18 protein-coding genes and 2 pseudogenes are annotated in these 23,075 nt (G+C 34.5%); 1 reads left to right on the forward strand and 19 read right to left on the reverse strand.

Going from position 1 to position 23,075, the window contains the following annotated elements; translation table 11 throughout:
* Window positions 1-118: 118 nt before the first annotated feature.
* The 18 genes and pseudogenes from dnaI to K6959_RS12730 all read right to left on the reverse strand — a co-directional run bounded on the left by dnaI (window position 119) and on the right by K6959_RS12730 (window position 20,991).
* Window positions 119-1,048, reverse strand: coding sequence for a primosomal protein DnaI (gene dnaI, locus K6959_RS12645; protein WP_223088385.1), 930 nt, complete (start codon window positions 1,046-1,048; stop codon window positions 119-121).
* Window positions 1,048-2,463: a replication initiation and membrane attachment family protein gene (locus tag K6959_RS12650; RefSeq protein ID WP_223086672.1), complete on the reverse strand. Its 1,416-nt coding sequence runs from the start codon at window positions 2,461-2,463 to the stop codon at window positions 1,048-1,050. The genes dnaI and K6959_RS12650 overlap by 1 nt, the downstream gene beginning before the upstream one ends.
* Window positions 2,464-2,706: 243 nt before the next feature.
* A complete protein-coding gene (gene nrdR, locus K6959_RS12655; RefSeq protein ID WP_163241764.1) occupies window positions 2,707-3,168 on the reverse strand; it encodes a transcriptional regulator NrdR in 462 nt (153 codons plus the stop codon).
* A 721-nt stretch (window positions 3,169-3,889) separates the two neighbouring features.
* The gene (gene speD / locus K6959_RS12660) at window positions 3,890-4,270 is read right to left on the reverse strand and encodes an adenosylmethionine decarboxylase (protein WP_163241766.1); all 381 of its coding nucleotides are present in this window, start codon (window positions 4,268-4,270) and stop codon (window positions 3,890-3,892) included.
* A gap of 547 nt (window positions 4,271-4,817) precedes the next feature.
* Window positions 4,818-5,849, reverse strand: coding sequence for a glyceraldehyde-3-phosphate dehydrogenase (locus tag K6959_RS12665; protein ID WP_163241768.1), 1,032 nt, complete (start codon window positions 5,847-5,849; stop codon window positions 4,818-4,820).
* Between the two features lie 319 nt (window positions 5,850-6,168).
* Window positions 6,169-6,783 carry a dephospho-CoA kinase gene (gene coaE, locus K6959_RS12670; RefSeq protein WP_163241770.1) on the reverse strand — a complete coding sequence of 205 codons (615 nt, stop codon included), beginning with the start codon at window positions 6,781-6,783 and terminating at the stop codon, window positions 6,169-6,171.
* A 23-nt stretch (window positions 6,784-6,806) separates the two neighbouring features.
* Entirely contained in the window at window positions 6,807-7,448 is a 642-nt protein-coding gene (gene ytaF, locus K6959_RS12675; protein WP_163241772.1) for a sporulation membrane protein YtaF, read from the reverse strand.
* A 160-nt stretch (window positions 7,449-7,608) separates the two neighbouring features.
* Entirely contained in the window at window positions 7,609-8,448 is an 840-nt protein-coding gene (gene mutM / locus K6959_RS12680; RefSeq protein WP_163241774.1) for a DNA-formamidopyrimidine glycosylase, read from the reverse strand.
* Window positions 8,449-8,471: 23 nt separating this feature from the next.
* Window positions 8,472-11,105, reverse strand: a complete 2,634-nt coding sequence (gene polA / locus K6959_RS12685) for a DNA polymerase I (RefSeq protein WP_223086674.1) — start codon at window positions 11,103-11,105, stop codon at window positions 8,472-8,474.
* 221 nt (window positions 11,106-11,326) lie between these two features.
* The gene (gene hflC, locus K6959_RS12690; RefSeq protein WP_223086676.1) at window positions 11,327-12,268 is read right to left on the reverse strand and encodes a protease modulator HflC; all 942 of its coding nucleotides are present in this window, start codon (window positions 12,266-12,268) and stop codon (window positions 11,327-11,329) included.
* Window positions 12,261-13,229 carry an FtsH protease activity modulator HflK gene (gene hflK / locus K6959_RS12695; protein ID WP_163241780.1) on the reverse strand — a complete coding sequence of 323 codons (969 nt, stop codon included), beginning with the start codon at window positions 13,227-13,229 and terminating at the stop codon, window positions 12,261-12,263. The genes hflC and hflK overlap by 8 nt, the downstream gene beginning before the upstream one ends.
* 74 nt (window positions 13,230-13,303) lie before the next feature.
* Window positions 13,304-15,058: pseudogene (gene pnpS, locus K6959_RS12700) on the reverse strand (two-component system histidine kinase PnpS).
* Window positions 15,055-15,771 carry a response regulator transcription factor gene (locus K6959_RS12705; RefSeq protein ID WP_163241782.1) on the reverse strand — a complete coding sequence of 239 codons (717 nt, stop codon included), beginning with the start codon at window positions 15,769-15,771 and terminating at the stop codon, window positions 15,055-15,057. Before K6959_RS12705 ends, pnpS begins: the two are co-directional and overlap by 4 nt.
* Window positions 15,772-16,010: 239 nt before the next feature.
* Window positions 16,011-16,484: pseudogene (locus K6959_RS12710) on the reverse strand (MaoC/PaaZ C-terminal domain-containing protein); the annotation flags it as partial.
* Between the two features lie 73 nt (window positions 16,485-16,557).
* Window positions 16,558-17,496: a malate dehydrogenase gene (mdh, locus tag K6959_RS12715; protein WP_223086679.1), complete on the reverse strand. Its 939-nt coding sequence runs from the start codon at window positions 17,494-17,496 to the stop codon at window positions 16,558-16,560.
* Window positions 17,497-17,571: 75 nt separating this feature from the next.
* Window positions 17,572-18,843, reverse strand: coding sequence for an NADP-dependent isocitrate dehydrogenase (icd, locus tag K6959_RS12720; RefSeq protein ID WP_223086680.1), 1,272 nt, complete (start codon window positions 18,841-18,843; stop codon window positions 17,572-17,574).
* A 238-nt stretch (window positions 18,844-19,081) separates the two neighbouring features.
* Window positions 19,082-20,200, reverse strand: coding sequence for a citrate synthase (citZ, locus tag K6959_RS12725; RefSeq protein WP_163241786.1), 1,119 nt, complete (start codon window positions 20,198-20,200; stop codon window positions 19,082-19,084).
* A 329-nt stretch (window positions 20,201-20,529) separates the two neighbouring features.
* Complete coding sequence (locus K6959_RS12730; protein WP_163241787.1) at window positions 20,530-20,991, reverse strand: DUF441 domain-containing protein; 462 nt, start codon at window positions 20,989-20,991, stop codon at window positions 20,530-20,532.
* Window positions 20,992-21,464: 473 nt separating this feature from the next.
* Here K6959_RS12730 and ytvI point away from each other — a divergent pair, with 473 nt between their 5' ends.
* Complete coding sequence (ytvI, locus tag K6959_RS12735; protein WP_163241788.1) at window positions 21,465-22,592, forward strand: sporulation integral membrane protein YtvI; 1,128 nt, start codon at window positions 21,465-21,467, stop codon at window positions 22,590-22,592.
* A gap of 67 nt (window positions 22,593-22,659) precedes the next feature.
* Here ytvI and K6959_RS12740 read toward each other — a convergent pair whose 3' ends face one another.
* A complete protein-coding gene (locus tag K6959_RS12740; RefSeq protein ID WP_163241789.1) occupies window positions 22,660-23,028 on the reverse strand; it encodes an FxsA family protein in 369 nt (122 codons plus the stop codon).
* Between the last annotated feature and the right edge of the window lie 47 nt (window positions 23,029-23,075).

Here is a 23,075-nt window from a genome sequence, read left to right on the forward strand (position 1 = left end):
CTAAACAGAGCCAAATTAAAAACAGGTAATCTAATAATCGAATACCTGCCATAAAGTGAAACTTGTTAAGGGCGGTTGATCACTGCCTTACTATTATTCATTTGTCCTTTAATTTAGTTTAAAGGCGACGATTTGGTCCATCTACATGAACTGGTTTAGCTAAATATTTAATTCGTTCCATAATCCGGGCAGCTTTCAATCGTTCTTCTTCCCCACGCTGACTATATGTTAAATGATGCTCGAGCTCTTCAAGATCAAAATTCGACGTAAAAAAAGTAGGTAGGCTTTCCAACATCCTAAATTGTAAAATTGTTCCCAGTACTTCATCTCTAGCCCAACTGCTCATTGTCTCTGCCCCAATATCATCGAGCATTAAAATTGGAGCCTTTTTTATCGTCTCCAGCTTTACATCTATAGTTTGATCGCCAATAGCGCTTTTCATCTCTCGTAGAAATTCTGGTACATAAACGATTAAAGAAGAAACTCCCTTCTTAGCAAGTTCATTTGCAATTGCCCCAAGTATATAAGATTTTCCTACTCCAAATTTACCATAAAAATATAATCCTTTTTCTTTTTCATTTTTATTAAAGTTATCTACAAATGTTGCCGCAAGCTCAATAGCCTTTATTCTCCCTTTATTTAGCTCTATTTCGCCTAGAGAGGCATTTAAAATTTCCTTTGGCACGTAAATACTTTGAATTAACCGCTCATGTTTCCTTCTTTCATCATGCAGAACTTTTCGAGGGCACCGTTCATATTGTAAATCAATATTATTTCCGTGAATTACAATATGAGGGTGGAAGCCTTTCATCATATTTACACATCCATCGAGACTTGGGCACCGGTTACATTCCTTACTTTGAGCGGTGTACTCATATAATTTTCCTAAGCTCCTATCAATCATTTCCTGAGATATTTCACGTTGATTTTTTCTCAAAAAAGATTGAATCTCTTCGTTGGTCATTATTTTTTTTTTTATTACTTCATACCGTTGCTGAAAGTCCTTTTTATTTGCTAGTTTCCGTAACGTATCATTAATCTTTTGCATCATGATTCACCTCCACTTTTATTTTTTTTTAATTTTTTTTCAAGGTTCCGCTTTTTCATTTCAAAGTCAGCTTCATCATTTTGTACACTTTGTTGTTGGTCAACTTCTTGTTTCTGTTTAATAAACCAACTTGGAAGCTTTTCTATACGAATTGGAGTTTTTTTATTGTTTCCTCTTGATTCTTTTTTCCCTTGTGCCCATTCCATATATTGGCGATGTTCATTTTTGGCTAATTCCATTGCTTCTTTTACTGTTTTAATTTTTTTACGAGACCAATGGCTGGCGATTTTTTCAACATAGCTTTTTGATAATTTCATATCTGTTTTTAACATTACATATTGAATAAGCACATTTACAACGCCTGGAAGGAGCTTTTGATTAAACATAACATTTTCAATCATTTGCAAGTCCGTTTTTGACGGCTCTGCTCCTCCTGATATATCAACCAATAGTTGGCGTGGTGATGTTGTTTCTAAATAATGAATGAGTTCTTCTTCCTTTGTCTTTGGTTCGTTCGCTTGTGTATGATGAACAACCGGCTGTATTCGATCTACTAAACTCGGGAGATTATCCTGATACTCAAACTGATACCAATCCCGGGCAGATTTACGGAGCTCCTCAATATCTATTTCATTATCAATGGAAAGAGCACTAACTACAATATTTTTCATCTGGATTGGATCAATTCCATATAAAAAAGCAAGCTTGCTGATCGCTTCTTTTACCTTTGGATGAAAAGTTTTTTTTGGAACGAGTGATTCTTTTAATCCAGCTAATAATAAGTCAAAATCAAAAACAGATTCAGTGATTTTCACACTTTTTTGTTCGTTTCTTCCAATAAATTGCATATCCCGTTCATAATGTAACTTTTGGATCATTTCTTCTTTATGCTGAATACTTGGTAAATTAGCTGAGGCAAACACATCTTGAAATTGTTTTGTTATTTCATTATAATGTTTATCTTTTTTTATTTTTTCATCACTAAAAAATTGTTTTAAACGCATATACTGATTTTTACCAATTTTTTTATATAAATAAATGTTTAGCATCCCATCTAAAAAAAATTGTTCTGGTGTAAGCGGTGGGCGGAGCTCATATACAAATGAGCGAACATCATCTTCAGTACGTACGAAGGTTTTTAGTAAACCGATTCCTTCTAGCTTTAATCGAGCATTGTAAATTGATTTTAAATTCATATCCATTAAATTCATCAGGCTATGGTGCGTGGAAGGAGTTGAATATAATCGATTTTCCTCGAGCTGTGCCCATAAAGTCATGTATAAACTAAAACATGTCGAGCCAATTAACGGTTGATATAAAAATGATAATACTTTCCGATCGTAATCATGAAGAAGACCGTCTGAAGACACGAGATAATGATCAACTGGTAATAGCTCCTGCCAATGTTGTGTCATATATACACTCATACCCTTTCTTAGCTAAAAAAAGAGCTAAAGATAAGTCTTTTAGCTCTTAGACTATTGACAAACGCTTGCATTCTTTGTTACTTGCACTTCGGTGTAAGCTCATAAACGATATGTTTTATTCGCTTCCGCCTCATGCGGCGCGCCTCGACTGACAAGCGTTTTCATTCAGTCTGAGGAAATATTTACTTTGTCTATAAGCTTTAAGCTAAAAGATAAATCTTTTTAGCTCCGTTATGATTTTTCTTTTTTTATAATTTCTTTTAATTCATCTATAAAAACGTTTAGATCTTTAAATTGTCGATAAACCGAAGCAAATCTTACATACGCTACTTCATCAACTTTTGCAAGTCTATCCATAACCATTTCTCCGACAACTTCGCTTTTTACTTCCGCAACTCCTTGGCTGCGAAGCTCTTTTTCGATTTCATAGCTTATTTCATCTAGCTGCTTTAAAGCAACTGGTCGTTTTTCACAAGCCCTAATTAAGCCGCGTAATATTTTCTCCCGACTAAATTCTTCTCGTGTTCCTTCTTTTTTTACAACAATTAACGGGATTTCTTCGACTTTTTCAAAAGTCGTAAAGCGATATCCGCAACTTTCACACTCTCGCCTGCGGCGTATAGATCTTCCTTCATCAACAGGTCTTGAATCTAGTACTCGCGAACTATTATTTTGACATGCCGGGCATTTCATTTAAAATCAGCTCCGAATCATCTTCTTTGTATGTTTTTTAAATAAACGAATATAGTGAAACTTGAATCAGCGGAGATTTCACTAAAAATGTTAGTTTAAACTTAACGATTTTTTCGTGAATCTTTGCTTAAAAATGAAAGTCTTTCGGCTCACTAGTATAATCCTTTTAAATATTAAATTGAAACCCATATTAATATCTTATTAAAAAGCTTATTATAGTACAAGTGTATAATAGATAATTTGTCATTAATAAAAGCTTACTAAAGACGGAACTGGTTCCAACACGGGGATGCAAAATTTTTTAGCTTTAATTTTAGGCAATTATTTTTGTTGATAAATCAACGCTAATGTTTTTTTTATAAAATGATCATTGAATTCAGATAAAGTTTTTTGGGTGTGATAATACTTGTTGCATATCGAGAGTAACATACGAAAATAGATGTAAATTAGCCTGCGATGTTTTAGAATTTAATAAAGATAATACTGTTGTAAAAATAAAAATTTTAAGGAAAGCCGAAGAATGGTGGAAAAAATAAAGAAAAACGCGGTTGGGGATCAACAGCGTTTTATAGATAAAGTCAATATTATAATCGATTTCCTCAGACTAGTTATGAAGCAAGCGATTTGATGTACTTTATTAGATATTTGCGTTTCAAAGCAGAATCCGTTATTAAAGACAGCACACCCTTATTTTATCGCTTTCAGAATGTTACGTTTATTCTTAAAGTACCTTCGTCTTCTTTTGATTTATTTGAATTGGTCCTATGCCACGGGGCAGTTCAATTTTTTCACAAGCTTTAGAGTCTAATGCTACAGCAATATAATCAGCAGCAATGTTAGGATCTAAATCCCCACATGTATAAACATCGATGCTTGCATACCCATGTTCAGGAAATGTATGAATCGTTAAATGTGATTCAGAAATGATAACAACTCCACTTACACCTTGAGGTGCAAATTTGTGGAATACGACTTCACGAATTTCTGCTCCAGATTTTAATGCAGCATTTACGAAAATTTGTTCGATCTGTTCCTGATCATTTAATATAGTAAAATCACAACCCCATAATTCGGAAATCACATGCCTTCCCATAGTTTCCATATTCAAATTCCCCCTTTAAATCCAAATTCTCATTTTTTTTAGCACATAACTACCACGGGGGAAAGTTAGTCCAATGAGGTCCTAACCCTTTAAGTAGTTACGATACCGTTGTAAAGAAGTTTACGCAAAATAGTATACTTTGTTTAAATTTTTTTTGCAATATGATTTTAAAGTGTTTTTTATTAGGAGAATTTTAAAAATCAGAGATTAAATTTAAGGCTCATTAAATAGATTTTATTATTAACCTCGTAGATAAATTATTATTAAATCGATTTTCACAAGATTTGAAAACGCTGTTCAGTCGAGTCGCGCCACACATAGCGGTAGCGAATAGAACATCTATAATTCATGAGTTTATAGCGAAGTGCAAGTAACGATGAAGGCGAGCGTATATCAACAGTCTGTAGAGTTTATCATTCAATTGTTCAGTTTATGACTAAAAAGAAAAACGGCTTACTAAAATTTTAGTAAGCCGAAAGAAAACATTTTCCCTTTCTGTTAAAAAAAAAAAATATATTAAATTGTTTTTAAGTGATACCGTAAACAATTAGCCTATTTCAACTGGAACGCTTTTTTTTAACTTTTCTGCAACATATTTAGTAAGATCAACAACACGACAAGAATAACCCCATTCGTTATCATACCATGCAAGAACTTTTACTTTATTTCCACCAATTACAATCGTAGATAATCCGTCAATAATTGCAGAATGTTCGTCTGTATTAAAGTCAATTGATACTAGCGGTTCAGTTGAAAAGTCTAAAATGCCTTTTAATGAACCAGTTGATGCAGTGATGAACGCTTCATTTACTTCATCGACTGTTACATCACGTTTTACATCCACAACTAAATCAACTAATGAAACATTTGGTGTTGGTACACGTAATGCCATACCATGCAACTTTCCTTTTAGTTGAGGAAGAACTAGTGACAATGCTTTTGCCGCACCAGTTGTAGTTGGAATAATTGATTGTGCACATGCACGAGCGCGACGTAAATCTTTATGCGGATTGTCGATATTTTTTTGATCGTTTGTATAAGCATGAACAGTTGTCATTAATCCATTCTCAATTCCAAAGTTTTCATCAAGGACTTTTGCTACTGGAGCAAGACAGTTTGTTGTACAGGAAGCATTCGAAATAATGTTATGTTCTTCTATCTTTAATTCACTATCATTTACACCCATTACAATTGTTATATCTTCATTTTTCCCTGGAGCAGTTAAAATGACTTTTTTGGCGCCAGCTTCAAGGTGAAGACTTGCCTTTTCACGAGAATTAAACTTTCCTGTTGCTTCAATCACGATGTCGATATTTAAATCTTTCCAAGGAAGATTTTTCGGATCACGGTCACTTAATAGTTGAACTCTTTTTCCGTTAACAATAATTGCATTTTCTTCAGGAATCACAATTCCATCGAACTTACCATGATTTGTGTCATATTTTATTAAATGTGCCAATGTTTCAGCTGGGTAGCTGGCATTTATCGCCACAACATCAATACTATCTTCTAAGATGGCTTTTCTAAAAACCATTCTTCCAATTCTTCCAAAACCGTTAATTGCTATTTTTGCCTTCATAATACGGCTCCTCCTACATTAATGTTATACTCTTAATGTCATTTTCAGTAATTAGTATAGCATATTCCGGATTGAATGTGCTAACTAAATTATGAATTTTTATATTTTATCTTTTAAATACAGAAAAACTTCAAATTTGTGCGATTTTTTCCCTTAATTCATCAGTTATGAGAACAATTATTTGTGAGATAAGTTCATTATAGTCTGTGTTTATTTATTACAAATAATAAATAAGATGACTTTAAATTATTTACCAATCTGAATGTGGACTTTTATACAAGGAAGTTGATCCTCCCTAAAAATAAAAAAAAGGAGCGAGTTATGCTCCCTGGGTTTCAACTAATCCCCATTGATGCAGTATGTTTACTAGTTGATGCTCTGTTTCCTCAAGAGTTTGATTATTATCGATTACCGCATCCGCAAGATGTTTTTTTTCATCTAATGGCATTTGAGATTGAATTCGAGCGATTGCCTCTTCCCTTGATAATTGATTCCGCTCCATTAATCTTTTCAACTGAACAGACTCATTAACGTAAACAAGTATTGTTTTATCAACCATATGCATTAATTTGTTTTCAAACAAAAGCGGGAGATCCATAACAATTATTTTTTCTCCCCTTGTCTCAGCTAATGTTTTTTTCTCAATCATTCTTTTTCTTACTGCTGGATGAACAATACTATTAAGTTGTTTTCGTTTTTCTTCATGATGAAATATAATGGATCCTAGCTTAACTCGATCAATAGCACCATCTTGTTGTAAAATATCTTTTCCAAATTGCTCTACAATACTTTCATAAGCCTTTTCGCCTTTTTCCACAGCAAGCCGCGCCTCGATGTCTGCATCTATAACTGTCATTCCTCTTTCTTTCAGCATATTCGCAACTGTACTTTTTCCACTTGCGATGCCGCCTGTTAATCCAATGATTATACTCATTTTGACATACCTTTCTAATTTTTTTATATTTTCCATGCCCCGATTAAAATTAATAGTACTCCAGGAATAAATGTAAGCTTTTGTACCCATTTATATTTTGAAAAAGCCGATCCGCTTTTAATACCTAAAAAAACAAAAAAGGGACTCATGATCGCTACAGAAGCCGCTAAAAAAATAGGCGAAAACCCCAACATTGCTGCTCCAATACCAGCTCCAAATGCATCGAGAGACAATGCAATTCCTAGAAGAAAAGCTTCCATACCTGTAATCGTTCCAGAACGGTCAAAATCAGCTGACATCGGCTTTCTTAAAATATGAATCGCTAATCCAATGGATTTGATTTCAAACTTAACGATCATTTTTTCATGAGCGAGCGGAGCTTGATCTTTAGTTTTTTCAGGTTGAAAAAACTGGTATATAACCCAAGTTCCAATTAGTATTAAAATAAATCCGCCTACCCGCTCCCCTAATACAGGAGAAAAAATCGTTGCAATGACATGTCCGATTGTCATCGCAACTGTCATTGAGATTGCTGAACATGTAGCAATAATCACAAGCGATTTTAAGGGAATCCTCATATTTCTTAACCCATACGTGAATCCGACGGTAAAACTGTCTAAACTAACAGCGAATGCAAGCAATAAAATTGAGAGCGTTACTAACATCGAAAGGGCTCCTTCCTGTTAAATCTACGATAGTATATGGAAAAAGCCTATCCATTGTTAATTTGAAAATCACAATTTTCGCTGCGTTTTATGATCGTCGTCTTTAGTTGTAAAAAGGGTGATAAGTGTAGGGATTCCTAGAACAACTGAGCGCTCCTTTTTAAATTGAACTTTCTTTTGCTTGACATGTTGGACAAAAATGAGTTCCTCTTCCGCCAACAATTATTTTTTCAAGCTGGCTTCTGCATAATTTACAGTGTTCACCTTCTCTTCCGTAAACGTAAAGCTCTAACTGAAACATACCTATTTGTCCTTGACTATTTACATAAGAACGGATTGTACTGCCTCCCTTTTCAACTGCTTCTGATAATGTAGCAATAATTTCTCGATAGAGCTTTGCAATTTCTTCTTTCGTTAAAGTATTTGCTATTTTCTCAGGATAAATGTTTGCACGGAATAAAGCTTCATCAACATAAATATTTCCAAGACCGACAATCACTTTTTGATCTAACAATACAGGTTTAATTTTCCGTTTAGTTTTTGACAACTTCTCTTCTAGCCACTCAGCTGTAAAGTCATCTGAGAAAGGTTCCGGTCCAAGCTGTGAGAGAGGAAGTTGATGAAATTCTGAACCTTTTTTAAACAAATGCATTGTCCCAAACTTCCGAACGTCTTTATAACGCAGCTCAGTTTGATCATGAAAGTGAAAAATAACGTGTGTATGCTTTTCAACAAGCTCTTCTTGACTAAAAAGTCCATATTTTCCTTCCATTCGTAAATGTGAAACTAGCGTATAATTGTCTGTATAAATGAGGAGAAATTTACCTCTTCGATCAATCCCTTGGATCGTTTCACCTTTTAAAGCATCAGTAAATTGTACGATATCGCTTGGATGCTTAATAATTTTTGGCCATGATACAGTCGTTGCAGTAATTGTTTTGCCAACGACTAACTGAATTAATGTCTTTCGAACAGTTTCTACCTCTGGTAACTCCGGCACGCTATCCCCCCTCGTGCTTTTAATTATTTTGCATCATACCATGTTGGTCCATAGGCAAAATCGACCTTTAATGGTACTAACAATTCAATCGAATTTTCCATTACATCTGGAACGATTTCTTTTAATACAGCTATTTCATCTTCTGGTGCTTCAAAAATAAGCTCATCATGTACCTGGAGCAATAATCTCGTCTGCAAATTCTCTTTTTCTAATCTTGCAGCCATATCAATCATCGTTTTTTTTATAATATCTGCGGCACTCCCTTGAATTGGAGTATTCATGGCTGTTCGTTCTGCAAAACTGCGGACGTTAAAATTGCGGCTTGTTATTTCTGGGATATATCTTCTTCGATGAAGCAACGTAGAAACAAATCCTTTCTGCTTTGCTTCATAAACGATCTCCTCCATATATTCTTTGACTCCAGGATAACTTTCAAAATATCGGTCAATAAAATTTCCTGCTTCTTTTCTAGAAATTTTAAGGTTTTGTGATAAACCGTAATCGCTAATTCCGTATACAATTCCAAAATTAACCGCCTTTGCTTGTCTTCTCATATCTGGTGTAATCTCTTCTTTAGATACATGGAATACATCCATAGCTGTTTTTGTATGAATATCCATATCCTCTTTGAACGCCTTTATTAATTTTTTGTCACCGGAAATATGCGCAAGCACTCTTAGCTCAATTTGTGAATAATCCGCTGCAAAAATCACCCATCCTTCTTCTGAAGGGATAAATGCTTGACGGATTTTCCGACCTTCTTCTAAACGAATTGGTATGTTTTGTAAATTAGGATCTGTCGAACTAAGTCTTCCTGTTTGTGTTAACGCTTGGTTAAACCTTGTATGAACTTTATTTGTTTTTGTTGACACAACTTTTAACAAACCTTCAATGTATGTTGATTGCAACTTTCCTAATTGACGATAATGTAAAATTTCTCGAATAATTTCGTGCATTGGCTCAAGCTTTTCTAACACATCTGCAGAAGTAGAATAACCGGTCTTTGTCTTTTTAATGACTGGCAGGCCTAGCTTGTCAAATAAAATAACACCGAGCTGCTTAGGAGAATTAATATTAAATGTTTCTCCAGCAAGGTGATAAATTTTCTGTTCAATTTTTGTAAGCTTCTCTTGTAATCCATGTCCCATTTCTTGAAGACGCTCGATATCAATCTTTACACCTTGTGATTCCATACTTGCTAAAATACGAGATAGAGGCATTTCAAGCTCTTTAAACAGCTCGTATTGTTGATTTTCCTTCAAAGCCCCCTCAAGCTCTTCTCGTAAATACATAAGAGCTTTACCTTTTCGTACTAAATGCTCAGCTAAAATAGGTTCGTCAGGTATTTTTCGCTTTGCCCCTTTACCATAGACAGCTTCATCTGTATGAACGATGTTAAGTCTGTGTCGCTTTGTAATAAATGCAACATCATCAATTGTTTCGGATGGATTATTAATGTACGAAGCTAATAGTAAATCAAAATCGATTCCCCGTAAATGGATGTGATGATGTCTTAAAGAAACAATTGATCGCTTTGCATCATACACTATTTTTCTTTTTTGATCGTCTTCAGCCCATCTTTTAAAGATATCTGAATTTAAAGCTAAATCGGCTCGAAGATAAAAGCAACCGTGTTCATTAACAATTGAAAACCCAACAATATTTGCATGGTGATAGTTATCCTCTAAAATTTCAACGTAAAATCCATTTTCATTTGCAAAAATACTTTCAGTAATCTCCTCAACAATTGTGAATTCAATTGCTTTTAATTGTTGCTTTTCTGCTGATTCTCCACCATGATCAAACTTATCTAACAACGAATTAAAATTAAGTTCTTTAAAAAGAGCGATCACTTTTTCCTTGTTAAAGTCCTTATATTCAATATCTGCAATATTTATTTCTAGCGGGACTTTACGTTCAATCGTTGCCAAATTTTTACTCATTATTGCTTGATCCTTAAACTCCGTTAACTTTTCTTTTAGCTTTTTTCCACTTACTTGATCAATCGATTCCAGAAGCTTTTCAACCGTCTCAAACTCTTTTAAAAGTTTTATCGCTGTTTTTTCCCCTACTCCAGGAACACCGGGAATATTGTCTGAGTTATCCCCCATAAGTCCTTTCATATCTATTTTTTGTTCTGGAGATAGTCCATATTTTTCTTTTATATGAGCAGGAGTATATTCTTCAATTTCCGTAATTCCTTTTCTCGTTATACATACTGTCGTATTTTTTGAACTTAATTGTGTTAAATCTTTATCTCCGGAAATGATTTTTACTTCGTAGCCATCTTGTTCTGCTTGTTGTGACAGCGTGCCGATAATATCATCCGCTTCATAATTTTCTAACTCGTAACGTGAAATATTGTATGCATCCAGTAACTCATGAATAAACGGGAATTGTTCAGAAAGCTCAGGAGGAGTCTTTTGTCTCCCGCCTTTATACTCACTAAAAGTTTTATGACGAAATGTTGTTTTCCCAGCATCAAATGCAACAAGCACATGTGTAGGCTGTTCATCCTCAAGTATTTTCATTAAAATCATTGTAAAACCGTATATTGCATTTGTATGAATACTTTTATCATTATTTAATAATGGCAGAGCAAAAAATGCACGATATGCAATACTATTTCCATCAATTAACACTAGCTTTTTTTTCACCAAAAAACCTCCTATCAAAAAATGGCCATGTAAATTTTTATTGGCTTATTTCCCTTCGATCATTATGAAACGGACAGGAAAATGAGCTTACTTTCTCCATTTCATACCGTAGCGCAAAACAACAATATTATTTAACATAGCTAAAAAATAAAAAGTCGCCATTTCCCTTCTCTTTATTTTAGCATGACACTGTTTAGAAAGGAAAATAACGACTTTATTCGTTAATTTGTATGTCCCATTAACAAGCGGGCATATGGAGAATCGGATGGAAGTACAATTACTGTTTCTCCATTAATTGTTTTTTTGTAAGACTCAAGAGTTCTAAATAGTTGGTAAAAGTCTTGATCCTTTGAAAAAGATTCGTTATAAACTCGTGCGGCTTCTGCTTCACCTTCTGCACGAATAGCTTCTGCATCCGCTTTTGCTTTTGATAACATTTCTTTTACTTCACGATCTGTTTCTGCGATAATTCGGATAATTCGGTTTTTTTCGGCATCCCCCATTGATAAATATTCCTGTGCCTTAGATTCACGTTCAGAAATCATTCGCGTATAAACTGATTGTTCATTTTCCTCTGGTAAATCTGTTCGCTTCATCCGCACATCAACCACTTTAATACCATATTTATCATTCTCTAATAACTCATTCACTTTTTCTGTAACCCTGTCATTTAATGAGCCTCTTGAAGACTTCTCATCATTAATAATTTCATCATAGTTTAATTGCCCAAGCTCAGTCCTCACAACAGAGTATATAAACTCCTCCATCCGTGACTCTGCATTTTCGAGATTACGGGCATTTGAAATCATTTTTTTTGGGTCTTCTATTCGCCAAACTGCATAATTATCAATTAACATTCTCTTTTTATCTTTCGTATTAATTTCTGCTTCTGAAACATCATATGTCATTTGATATTTAGGCAATGTTGTAATAGATTGAATGAACGGAATTTTATAGCTGAGTCCCGGTGAACTATCGATTCGAACAACTTCCCCAAATTGACGTATGACCTTGTACTCTCCTTCTTTTACAATAAACACATTTGAAAAAGTTAAACTTAATACAACAAGCAATCCAACTATAAATACCCCTAACTTAACATATTTTCTATAAGGAAAACTACCTCTTTCTTTCCTATCCATATCAATGATGTTATCACTCATTTTTTTCACTTCCTTCTTCTGTTGGCTTTGTTTGCTCTTTCTCCAATGGACGAATTGGGAAGTATTTCATAGTGTTTCCATCATCATTCATAATATAGATTTCGGTTTGAGGTAATACTTGTTCGATTGTTTCAAGAACAAGCCGTTGTCTCGTAACATCTGGGTTTTTTCGATATTCTTCATAAAGCTTATTAAAAACGGCTACATCTCCGCGAGATCTTTCGATTCGAGCAGCCTTTTCTCCTTGGGCTTGTGAAATAAGCGCATCCTTTTCACCTTGAGCTTCGTTTGTTCGCTTGTTTTGATACTTACGAGCTTCATTTATTTTTGTATTCATCGTTTCGCGAGCATCCGTTACATTTGTAAAAGCTTTACGAACATCGTCATTAGGAAGTTCAACATCCTTTAATTTTACGGCTAATACTGATATTCCCATATCATATTTTTCAATTAACGATGATAAAAGGTCTCGAACTTCTGCCTCAATGACAGCTTTCCCAGAAGTTAATGCATCATCGATTTTCGAACTGCCAATAATACTGCGTAATGATGCAGATGTTGCGTCAGTTAATATCTCTTCGGGATTGTTAGTATTGTATAAAAATTTTGCAGGGTCTGTTATTCTCCATTGAACAACTAAATCAGCGAAAACGATGTTTTCATCGCCAGTAATCATTTTTGTATCAGCTTTTTTCCCTTTTAAATCTGCATCCTCTTTCTCATTATTTCCAAACTTTAAACTAAACGTTTCCTTAGATAGTTTTTCTACTTTTTGAATCGGCCAAGGCAGTTTGAAATGTAATCCTGGTTCATTAATAGCCTCGCCGGCCTTACCGAAGGTTAAAATAACAGCTTGTTCTGATTCATCAACTGTATACCAAGTGGAAACAGCTGTAACACCTAAAAGAATAACAAGTGCACTTAAGCCGGTTATGATATAAATTCTTTTTAAACTAATCATTCCGCTCACCTTCCCCTTCTAAAAATACTCCTACATTTTTATACGATTTAATAGGCGAAAGGTTCCTTGTTACGTTAATATTTTGGCAATTTTACAGAAAATACAGTGCCTTCTCCAACTTTACTCCTAACGATAATCGTTCCCTTATGTGCTTCAACTATATGCTTAACGATAGCTAAACCTAATCCGGTACCCCCTGAATTTCGACTTCTTGCTTTATCAACCCGATAAAATCGTTCAAAAATCCGCGGTAACTCTTTTTCCTCAATGCCGATCCCTGTATCGATTACATCAATAATGACCTGATCCCTTTCATCAATTAATTTAACTTTGACTACCCCGCCTTGAGGTGTATACGTAATTCCATTATTAATTAAGTTAATAAATACTTGTTTTAATCGATCAATATCTCCATTCATCGTTATTTCCTTATCACTAGACTCAAATTTTAACTGGATCATCTTTTCGTCGGCCTTTTTGTTTAATAGTGTCACAATCTCTTCGAGAAGAGAGTTAAAATTAAACAGTTGAGTATTTAAAGTAAAACCTTCTTGTTCTATTTTTGAAAGATCTAGTAAATCTTTAACTAACGATTGGAGTCTGTCGCTCTCTTATAAAATAATTGATAAAAAAGCTTGTAATGCTTGCTCATCTTTCATTGCCCCATCTAAAAGTGTTTCAGAAAAACCCTTTATCGACGTAATAGGTGTCTTTAACTCATGGGAAACGTTTGCGACGAAGTCTTTCCTCATTTGTTCAAGTTTCTTTAATTCGGTTATATCATAAAAAACGAGTAAGATTCCTTTCCATACATTATTTGTCCCAATAATCGGTGCACCATAGACTTCAAAATGACGTCGTTCCATTTTTAGTGTTAAAAGCATTTGCCTTCTTACTTTTTGTTCAGTCATAAAAATCTCTTCAACAAGAGAACTGACTTCCTTGTCTTCAATAGCCTCATAGTAAAGCTTTCCGAGAAACTGATCAGAACTTACATTAAAAACTTCTTTGTATGTACGATTTACTAAGTTAATAAAGCCGCGACCATCAATTAAAATTAAACCGCTTCCCATATTTTCAATAAGGGTTGTAAGCCGATCCTGCTGCATTTCTTGTGTTTTCGCCAAATCTTGAAGATTACCAGCCAAAATATTAATTGACTTACTAAGCATACTTGCAGCTTCTTTATTGTCTTCATTCGTTCTAGCACGATAGTTTCCTTTTGCTAACTCTATTGCTACTTTAGTTGCCGATTCAATTGGCTTCGTATAGCGGGTAGTAATACTTGTACCTAATAAAATGATCACAAATAAAGCCAAACCAAGACTAATAATTAATAACCACCATAATTGGCTGTAAGATTTTTTTAACTCATCCATCTTTGTACTAATAATAAGATATCCTTCATGTGTATCATCTTTATATATTGGAGTCCAGTAATAGTGTAAATACTGGTCATCATTAGCAACCTCTACGATTGGCTCCTCTTTATTTCTAATAATCCTATTGATAAGTTCTTTATGTTTTGTTAAGCTAGTACCGCCAAACTCGCCGCTATCATGTAAAACCTCACCAGCCTTTGTAACAATTGTCACTCGAGCCTGAAGAATCTCGCCAATTTCATTTGTTTTAGTCTTATTTATTTGTTGAATACCGCCATTTTCCTCAATATGTAAAGCTACAAGGCTATTTTCTTTTTCTACCCTTTCATTAAAAATGTTTATATAATAATTTTTAAATAGCTGACCAAGAATAAGACCCAAACTTATTAACACGATAATAATAAGCGTAATGAGTGCAAAAAGAAGCCTCGTGCGTAATTTTGTCATTCCCCTTTAGGCTCCTCAAATTTATATCCTAAACCACGTATCGTTTTTATATAAACTGGCTTTTTCGTATTCTCTTCTATTTTTTCTCTAAGATGGCTAATATGTACATCAACTATTCTCGTATCCCCTGCAAAATCATAGTTCCAAACAGAACTTAATAATTGATCTCTCGTTAAAACTCTCCCTTTATTTTTCGCTAAAAAGAGAAGTAACTCAAATTCTTTTGGGGTAAATTCAAGCTGTTCATCCCCATAATAAGCTTCGTATTGTTCAGGATAAATTTTCAGCTTGCCTATCATGATACTGCCTTCCTCACCTTCATTTTCCAACTCTTCTTGTTTGAAGTGAGATCTTCGCAAGATTGCTTTAACACGTGCAACTAGTTCTCTAGGACTAAAAGGCTTCGTCATATAATCGTCTGCACCAAGTTCTAGGCCTAAAACTTTATCAAATTCATCATCCTTTGCAGTCAGCATTAATATTGGTGTCGAAACTTTTTGCTGACGAAGTTCCTTACATACTTCTATTCCATCTAACTTTGGTAACATCAGATCTAAAATGATTAAATCTAACTTCTGCTCTAGCGCCATTCTTTTTCCTGCTTCTCCATCCATAGCTGTTACAACTTTAAAGCCTGCTTGCTCTAGATTATAGCTGAGCAATGTAACGATTGATTGTTCATCATCTACAACAAGTACTTTTTTTGTCTCCATAATTTCCTCCATTATCTCTTCTCACTACTGTTTTAGCCCTATCATATCATTTACTAACTAAAGAGCAATTATTTTTAAAAATGATCCTATTTAAAATATCTCGTTTTTTGTGGAAAATGACAAGTATAACTTGAGGACAATAAAACTACGAAGGATTCACCATTTTCACTGCTACTCTCATGATCTTTGAGAGGCGATAGAAAGGCTTTGAGCCACCCAAAGCCTTTAAATTGATTTAAAAAATTTTCTAAGGAATTCCCATCAATTTCTTCAATTTTGTATGGAGGAATAGCCGTTAATTTTCCTTCAATTACTTTTTCCTCTGCTTCATTAGTACCAAATACATCGATATCAATTGAATGTTTGTCTATATTTACTGCTGTAACTTCGAACAAAAACTGAATCGTTTCATAATGAAATACAGGCTTTAAGAAACGAATTTCTTGTTTTAAAATATGACTTCCTGGTCCCGGTAAATATTTAGAAATAGCTGAAGTAATAATACCTGTTAACATTAAACTAGGTACAATCGGCTTCTCATATGGGGTTTGTGATGCGTAGTCGTGTTGAATAAAAAGTGGATTTGCGTCGTTTGTTAATCCTAAATAAAGCAATAAATCTTTATCTTCAATTTGTTCAGTTAATGTTAGCTTTTCTCCAACTGATATTTCTTCAATCTGTCTACCAAGCTTTCTTTTTTTCCCAAGTAACATGAAGTATGGGCACCTCCGTCAAATCATTGAAAAAATTCGGGGGCTGTCCCCCGAATAATATAAAATAAAAAGCTTATGCTAAAACTTTCATTACATTACGAACAGATTGTGCTGACTTCTCTAAAGCTGCCTTTTCTTCTTCTGTTAATGCTAACTCGATGTTTTTTTCAATTCCATTCGCGCCTAAAATTGTAGGAACACCAAGGTAAATCCCTTCATAACCATACTCGCCCTCTAAATAAGCAATTGAAGGAAGAACACGGCGTTGATCTTTAAAAATCGCTTCACACATTTCTACAAGAGAAGCGGCTGGGGCATAATAAGCACTTCCGTTTCCTAATAAGTTAACGATTTCTCCCCCACCTTTACGAGTACGTTCAACAATTTCATCAAGGCGCTCTTTTGGAATTAACGTTTCTAACGGAATGCCACCTGCATATGAATAACGAACAAGCGGTACCATGTCATCTCCATGACCACCTAAAACAAATCCAGTAATGTCTTTTACAGATAGATTTAGTTCTTGGGCAATAAATGTACGGAAACGAGCAGTATCAAGTACACCTGATTGACCAATTACACGGTTTTTAGGGAAGCCTGACTCTTTATATACCGTATATGTCATCGCATCTACAGGGTTTGTTAAAACAACAATATAGCAGTTTGGTGAATATTTAACAATTTCTTGTGTAACAGACTTCATAATTTTTTGGTTTGTTTGAACTAAGTCATCACGACTCATTCCAGGCTTACGTGCAATACCGGCAGTAATTACTACGATATCTGAGTCAGCTGTATCTGCGTAGTTTGCTGTACCAGTAATATTAGCATCAAAGCCTTGAACGGGGCTTGCTTCAAGCATATCTAACGCTTTTCCTTTAGTAGGATTCTCCATTTGTGGAATATCAACTAAAACTACATCTCCTAATTCTTTTTGTGCGAGTAAAAATGCAGTTGTTGCTCCAGTGAAACCGCCTCCAATTACGGAAACTTTTTTACGTTTTAATGACATGATAACCCCTCCTTATAAAATTTTATTTAAGGGCTGTTCAAGTTCAAATGAACAGCCCTTAAAATAAATTAGGGATTAATCCATATTTTTAATTAGTTCATCACCAAATTCAGAGCATTTAACTTCTTTTGCTCCATCCATCAAGCGGGCAAAATCATAAGTAACAACTTTCGAAGCAATTGTCTTCTCCATTGATTTGAAAATTAATTGTGCAGCTTCGTCCCAGCCTAAGTGTTGAAGCATTAGTACTCCTGAAAGGATCACAGAAGACGGATTTACTTTATCTAAACCGGCATATTTAGGTGCTGTACCGTGTGTTGCTTCAAAAATGGCATGTCCAGTTTCATAGTTAATATTAGCTCCTGGAGCTATACCGATACCGCCTACTTGTGCTGCTAATGCGTCTGAAATATAGTCGCCATTTAAGTTCATCGTTGCAACAACATCAAATTCACGCGGACGAGTTAAAATTTGTTGTAAGAAAATATCTGCAATCGCATCTTTAATAATAATTTTTCCTTGTGCTTCAGCGTCTGCTTGTGCCTTGTTTGCAGCCTCAACGCCTTTTTTTTCTTTAATTTCGTCGTATTGAGCCCATGTAAACACTTTATCTCCAAATTCCTGTTCAGCTAGTTCATAACCCCAATTTTTAAATGCACCTTCCGTAAACTTCATAATATTTCCTTTATGTACAAGCGTTACGGATTTACGTCCTTCTTTAATTGCATAGTTAATTGCTGCACGTACTAAGCGCTTTGTTCCATCTTCTGAAACAGGTTTAATCCCAACTCCAGAAGTTTCTGGGAAGCGAATTTTTGTAACACCCATTTCATTTTGCAGGAAGTCAATTAATTTTTTAGCTTCGTCAGAGCCTTTTTCATATTCAATACCAGCATAAATATCTTCAGTATTTTCACGGAAAATAACCATATTTGTATCTTGTGGTCGTTTTACAGGTGAAGGTACTCCTTCAAACCAGCGAACAGGACGCAAACAAACGTATAGATCTAATTCTTGGCAAAGGGCAACATTTAAAGAACGGATACCTCCTCCAATCGGAGTTGTAAGCGGTCCTTTAATTGCAATAAAATATTCGTTAATTGATTCTAATGTTTCTGCTGGCAGCCATTCACCTGTTTGATTGAATGCTTTTTCACCAGCTAGCACTTCTTTCCAAACAATTTTTCTTTCGCCTTTATAGGCTTTCTCTACAGCAGCATCTAAAACTTTTGAAGCTGCAGCCCAAATATCCGGACCAGTTCCGTCCCCCTCAATAAACGGAATGATCGGATTGTTTGGAACGTTTAGCTTTCCACTCTCCACCTTGATTTTTTCACCTTGACTCATGTCTTTCTCCCTCCAATTAAATGAAACTATTTTGACTAAACCATTTATTTTAGTTTAGTCATCCCCCACCATAAAAAAGGTGAAAGATGATCAATGAAGAAATTTTGTTCAAAAATGACACTATTTCTTCATATTCACTATTTTACATGATCAAAGGTTAGAAGTAAAAAAACCCCTAACCTTTGTTTCATACATATATATATTACAACAAATTTCGCGAAAAATGTAATTCAAAAAATTAACTGCGTTCGCTAATTGGCACGTAAGTTTGTTTTCCAGGTCCTGTATACTCAGCACGTGGACGAATTAAACGATTATTATCATATTGCTCAAGAATATGAGCTAACCAGCCTGATACACGGCTAACAGCAAAAATTGGTGTAAATAGATCGTGATCGATACCTAAGCTGTGGTAAACTGAAGCCGAGTAAAAATCAACGTTAGGCGGTAATTTTTTCTCACCAGTTACAATGCTTTCAATTTTTCTAGACATTTCGTACCAATGAGGTTCGCCAGTCAATTTTGTTAGTTTTTCTGACATTATTCTTAAATGTTTTGCCCGTGGATCTCCCTTACGATAAACACGGTGTCCGAAGCCCATAATTTTTTCTCTATTATTTAATTTTTCTCGAACATATGGTTCAACATTTTCTAATGATCCTATTTCTGAAAGCATTTTCATTACAGCTTCGTTTGCACCGCCGTGAAGAGGACCTTTTAATGCTCCAATAGCAGAAGTAATACCAGAGTAAACATCGGATAAAGTTGCTACACAAACACGTGCAGTAAATGTAGAGGCATTCAGCTCATGATCTGCGTGAAGAACAAGCGCCTTATTAAATGCTTCAATAGCAATTGCTTCTGGTTCTTTGCCAGTCAACATGTATAGAAAGTTAGCAGCAAAACCTAAATCTTTGCGAGGTGCAACTGGCTCAAGACCTTTTCTAATCCGCGCAAAAGCAGTTACAATCGTTGGCATTTTCGCTTGTAAACGAATCGCCTTACGATAATTTGCTTCCGGCTCCATGATATCTGCTTCCTCATCATATAATGCTAATAATGATACAGCTGTACGAAGTGCACCCATTGGATGTACTTTATTAATTGGATACATTTTAAAATGCTCAATGACTTCTTGAGGTAAAGTAGCATTTTCCGCTAACTCGTTTGTTAAATTTTCCAATTCTGCTTCGTTAGGTAATTTTCGATGCCACAATAAATAAATAACTTCTTCAAAAGTAGCGTTTTCTGCTAAGTCATCAATGTTGTAGCCTACGTATGTGAGTGTATCATCGATGATGGAACTGATTGAGGATGTTGTAGCAACTACTCCTTCTAGACCGCGTGTAACTGTCATAATGAACCTCTCCTTTTACAAAATAATTTCCCCATTACCCATTTTTTTAGTGATTTTTTTTTTTTTATTAAAATAGCTAGTCAAATATTTATTTTATCATTTATTCTTGAAGCTAGCTAAATTTAGCGACTTAACTATATCGTTTATTTAATAATTGAGCGAGTGCTCGGTAATTTTGCATAAAAGAAAATGCTTTCATTTTCCTTTAAAAATGAAATTTTCACCTATATTATACCCCTAAATATTTTTTGGCCAGACTACAAGTCCTATTATAATCAATTATCAGATTTTTGTGAATAAAATCCGAAAATTATTTTACAAAAAAAAGATCATTTTATCATTTGTAAAATTTTCATTGCAAAATATGCTATTCCCGCACCAATCAGCGGTCCAACAGCAACTCCTTTAAATAAGGATACGGCTAAAATTGTCCCTAATACAAGTGCTGTAGTAATATGAGGATCTTCAGCTAATAATATAATCCCACCTTTTGCAAGTAATGCGACTGCAATTCCTGAAATTAAGGCAATCCATGCATAAGGTGATTTAAAGGCAGTAAATAAATCATTAAAACCAATCTGTCCTGTTGCAATAGGAGCCAGCACAGCAATCGTAATAATTGTTACACCCCAATTAATACCTTTTGACTGTAACAAGGAAAAAATCTTTTCATCTAAACCCATCGCTTTCATTAGTAATAAAAACAAAACAGCTATTATAAGCGACTGATTTTTTGCTAAAAAACCGACACATAATAATAAAATTAAGAAAACAATAGGTTGATTTAGCAATCTAACTGCCCTCCTATAAGTAATATTATTGTACCAAAATATTTATTTTTCTACTAAAGATAAGCTCACAAAATTGGAATTCGGAATTGATGGAACATTCATACTGAAGAAACTAATTTGAAATGAGATACTGATAAAGTAAATATTTGTGAACTGCTCGAAAAATTACTTGATGCGAAAGCGAATAGAACAAGCATTTATAAGTTCTTTGTTAACAGTCTGAACCCATTCAGGAAAAATATTGGTAAAATCCATCCTTATGAATGTTACAATCTATATTTACAAGCAACAATTTACTTAAAAATTCACCCGCGTTTTCATGGGATTCTAGAATATAATTTAAAGTAATTCAATATAAAATTAAATGCTTTTCTTTGTTTAATTTGGTAAAATAAAGTTTAGATAAGGGATCATTCTCTTACGTCTATTATGAACTTTTATCTTTAAATGTTGTTTAAAAGGGAGGTAACTAGTTGAACCCGACGTATATACACCGCTCGATCCGTTTTCTAATTGTAATTGGGATAGTTGCTTTAAGCCTCGTTGCTATTTATTTGTTATCAAAGTATACATATCCCTTTATTATCGGTTTAATTATTGCTTTTATGATGAACCCTGTCGTCAATTTTTTTGAAAAAAAAGGACGAATGCCAAGGGCGCTTGCAGTATTTGTCTCGCTAATTATTATTTTCGCAGTTTTTGCAGGGTTAATTACTCTATTAGTTGTAGAAATAGTTTCAGGTACTGATTATTTAGCAAAGGTTGTTCCAAAACACCTTGAAACAGTGATTGATTATATTGAACAGTTTTTTGCAGCACAAATCATCCCGCTTTATAATCAACTGTCAAACTTATTAAGCAGTTTAGATGCGGGACAGCAAGATACCATTATGTCAAATATTGAGAGTGTCGGTAAAAAAATCGGGACAACTGTTGGCACATTTCTTCAAAATTTCTTCGGGAAAATTCCAGCAGTATTATCATGGTTCCCAAATGCAGCAACTGTTTTAGTTTTTTCGCTTCTTGCCACATTCTTTATTAGTAAAGATTGGTACCGTCTGTCACAACTTGGAGGCCGTCTCTTACCTGCAAGAGCGAAAACAAGTGGAAAGACTGTTTTTACAGATTTAAAAAAGGCCCTATTTGGTTTTATTAAAGCACAAGCAACCTTAATTTCTATTTCGACAGTCATTACTTTAATTGGCTTGCTCATTTTACGAGTTGATTATGCAATTACAATCGCTATTTTAATAGGTTTAGTCGATATACTTCCGTATTTAGGTACAGGGCTTGTATTTGTCCCATGGATTATTTATGAAATGATTGCAGGTGAAATGAACCTTGCTATCGGTTTAGGGGTTATTTATCTGCTCGTTATCGTTCAACGCCAAATTATGGAGCCAAAAATTCTTTCATCTAATATCGGTCTTGATCCGCTTGCCACGTTAATTGCTCTTTTTGTCGGATTTAAACTGGTTGGCTTTTTAGGATTAATAATTGGTCCTGTTTCCCTCGTCCTACTAACGACTCTTCATCGTGCAAATGTCTTTCATGATATTTGGGACTTTATTAAAGGGAAAGACGGAAAAAACCCAGTATAGCATTTAGAAAAAATGATATGAATCACTAAAAAAATCAACACTTTTACAATAAGTGTTGATTTCTCATTTAACGATAGCGAATCCATCTTCGCATTAATCTTCTAATTATAGCCTTAAATTTTTCTCTCGTAACTGGAATTAGCAATAAAAATCCGGTCAAATCAGTTATAAATCCTGGTGTTATTAACAGAAGCCCACCGATAAAGATACATATGCCATCTAATAGTACATCATTAGGGATTTGACCGTATTTTAAATGTGTTAATGCATTTCGCATCGTTTCCAGGCCTTGCTTTCTAGCCAAGTAAACACCAAATACTCCCGTAAAAATAATCAGTAAAACTGTCGGTAATACTCCAATCGCTTTACCTGACAAAAGAAGAATACCAATTTCTATAGCCGGAACAGTAATAAACAATAATAAAAAAACTCTCACTATATCACACCTCTAAAAAAACTTGACATATTGCCCCTTTATTATTA

It is taken from the genome of Bacillus aquiflavi, from assembly GCF_019915265.1.
Taxonomy (GTDB): Bacteria; Bacillota; Bacilli; order Bacillales; family Cytobacillaceae; genus Bacillus_BT; species Bacillus_BT aquiflavi.

What these genes read in the sequence shown, in the direction of transcription:
- dnaI (WP_223088385.1), bottom strand. Translation starts at nt 1,048, where the DNA reads ATGCAAAAGATTAATGATACGTTACGGAAACTAGCAAATAAAAAGGAC.
- hflK (WP_163241780.1), bottom strand. Translation starts at nt 13,229, where the DNA reads ATGATTAGTTTAAAAAGAATTTATATCATAACCGGCTTAAGTGCACTT.
- speD (WP_163241766.1), bottom strand. Translation starts at nt 4,270, where the DNA reads ATGGAAACTATGGGAAGGCATGTGATTTCCGAATTATGGGGTTGTGAT.
- K6959_RS12665 (WP_163241768.1), bottom strand. Translation starts at nt 5,849, where the DNA reads ATGAAGGCAAAAATAGCAATTAACGGTTTTGGAAGAATTGGAAGAATG.
- ytaF (WP_163241772.1), bottom strand. Translation starts at nt 7,448, where the DNA reads ATGTTAGTAACGCTCTCAATTTTATTGCTTGCATTCGCTGTTAGTTTA.
- hflC (WP_223086676.1), bottom strand. Translation starts at nt 12,268, where the DNA reads ATGAGTGATAACATCATTGATATGGATAGGAAAGAAAGAGGTAGTTTT.
- citZ (WP_163241786.1), bottom strand. Translation starts at nt 20,200, where the DNA reads ATGACAGTTACACGCGGTCTAGAAGGAGTAGTTGCTACAACATCCTCA.
- mdh (WP_223086679.1), bottom strand. Translation starts at nt 17,496, where the DNA reads ATGTCATTAAAACGTAAAAAAGTTTCCGTAATTGGAGGCGGTTTCACT.
- nrdR (WP_163241764.1), bottom strand. Translation starts at nt 3,168, where the DNA reads ATGAAATGCCCGGCATGTCAAAATAATAGTTCGCGAGTACTAGATTCA.
- K6959_RS12650 (WP_223086672.1), bottom strand. Translation starts at nt 2,463, where the DNA reads ATGACACAACATTGGCAGGAGCTATTACCAGTTGATCATTATCTCGTG.
- coaE (WP_163241770.1), bottom strand. Translation starts at nt 6,783, where the DNA reads ATGAGTATAATCATTGGATTAACAGGCGGCATCGCAAGTGGAAAAAGT.
- icd (WP_223086680.1), bottom strand. Translation starts at nt 18,843, where the DNA reads ATGAGTCAAGGTGAAAAAATCAAGGTGGAGAGTGGAAAGCTAAACGTT.
- K6959_RS12705 (WP_163241782.1), bottom strand. Translation starts at nt 15,771, where the DNA reads ATGGAGACAAAAAAAGTACTTGTTGTAGATGATGAACAATCAATCGTT.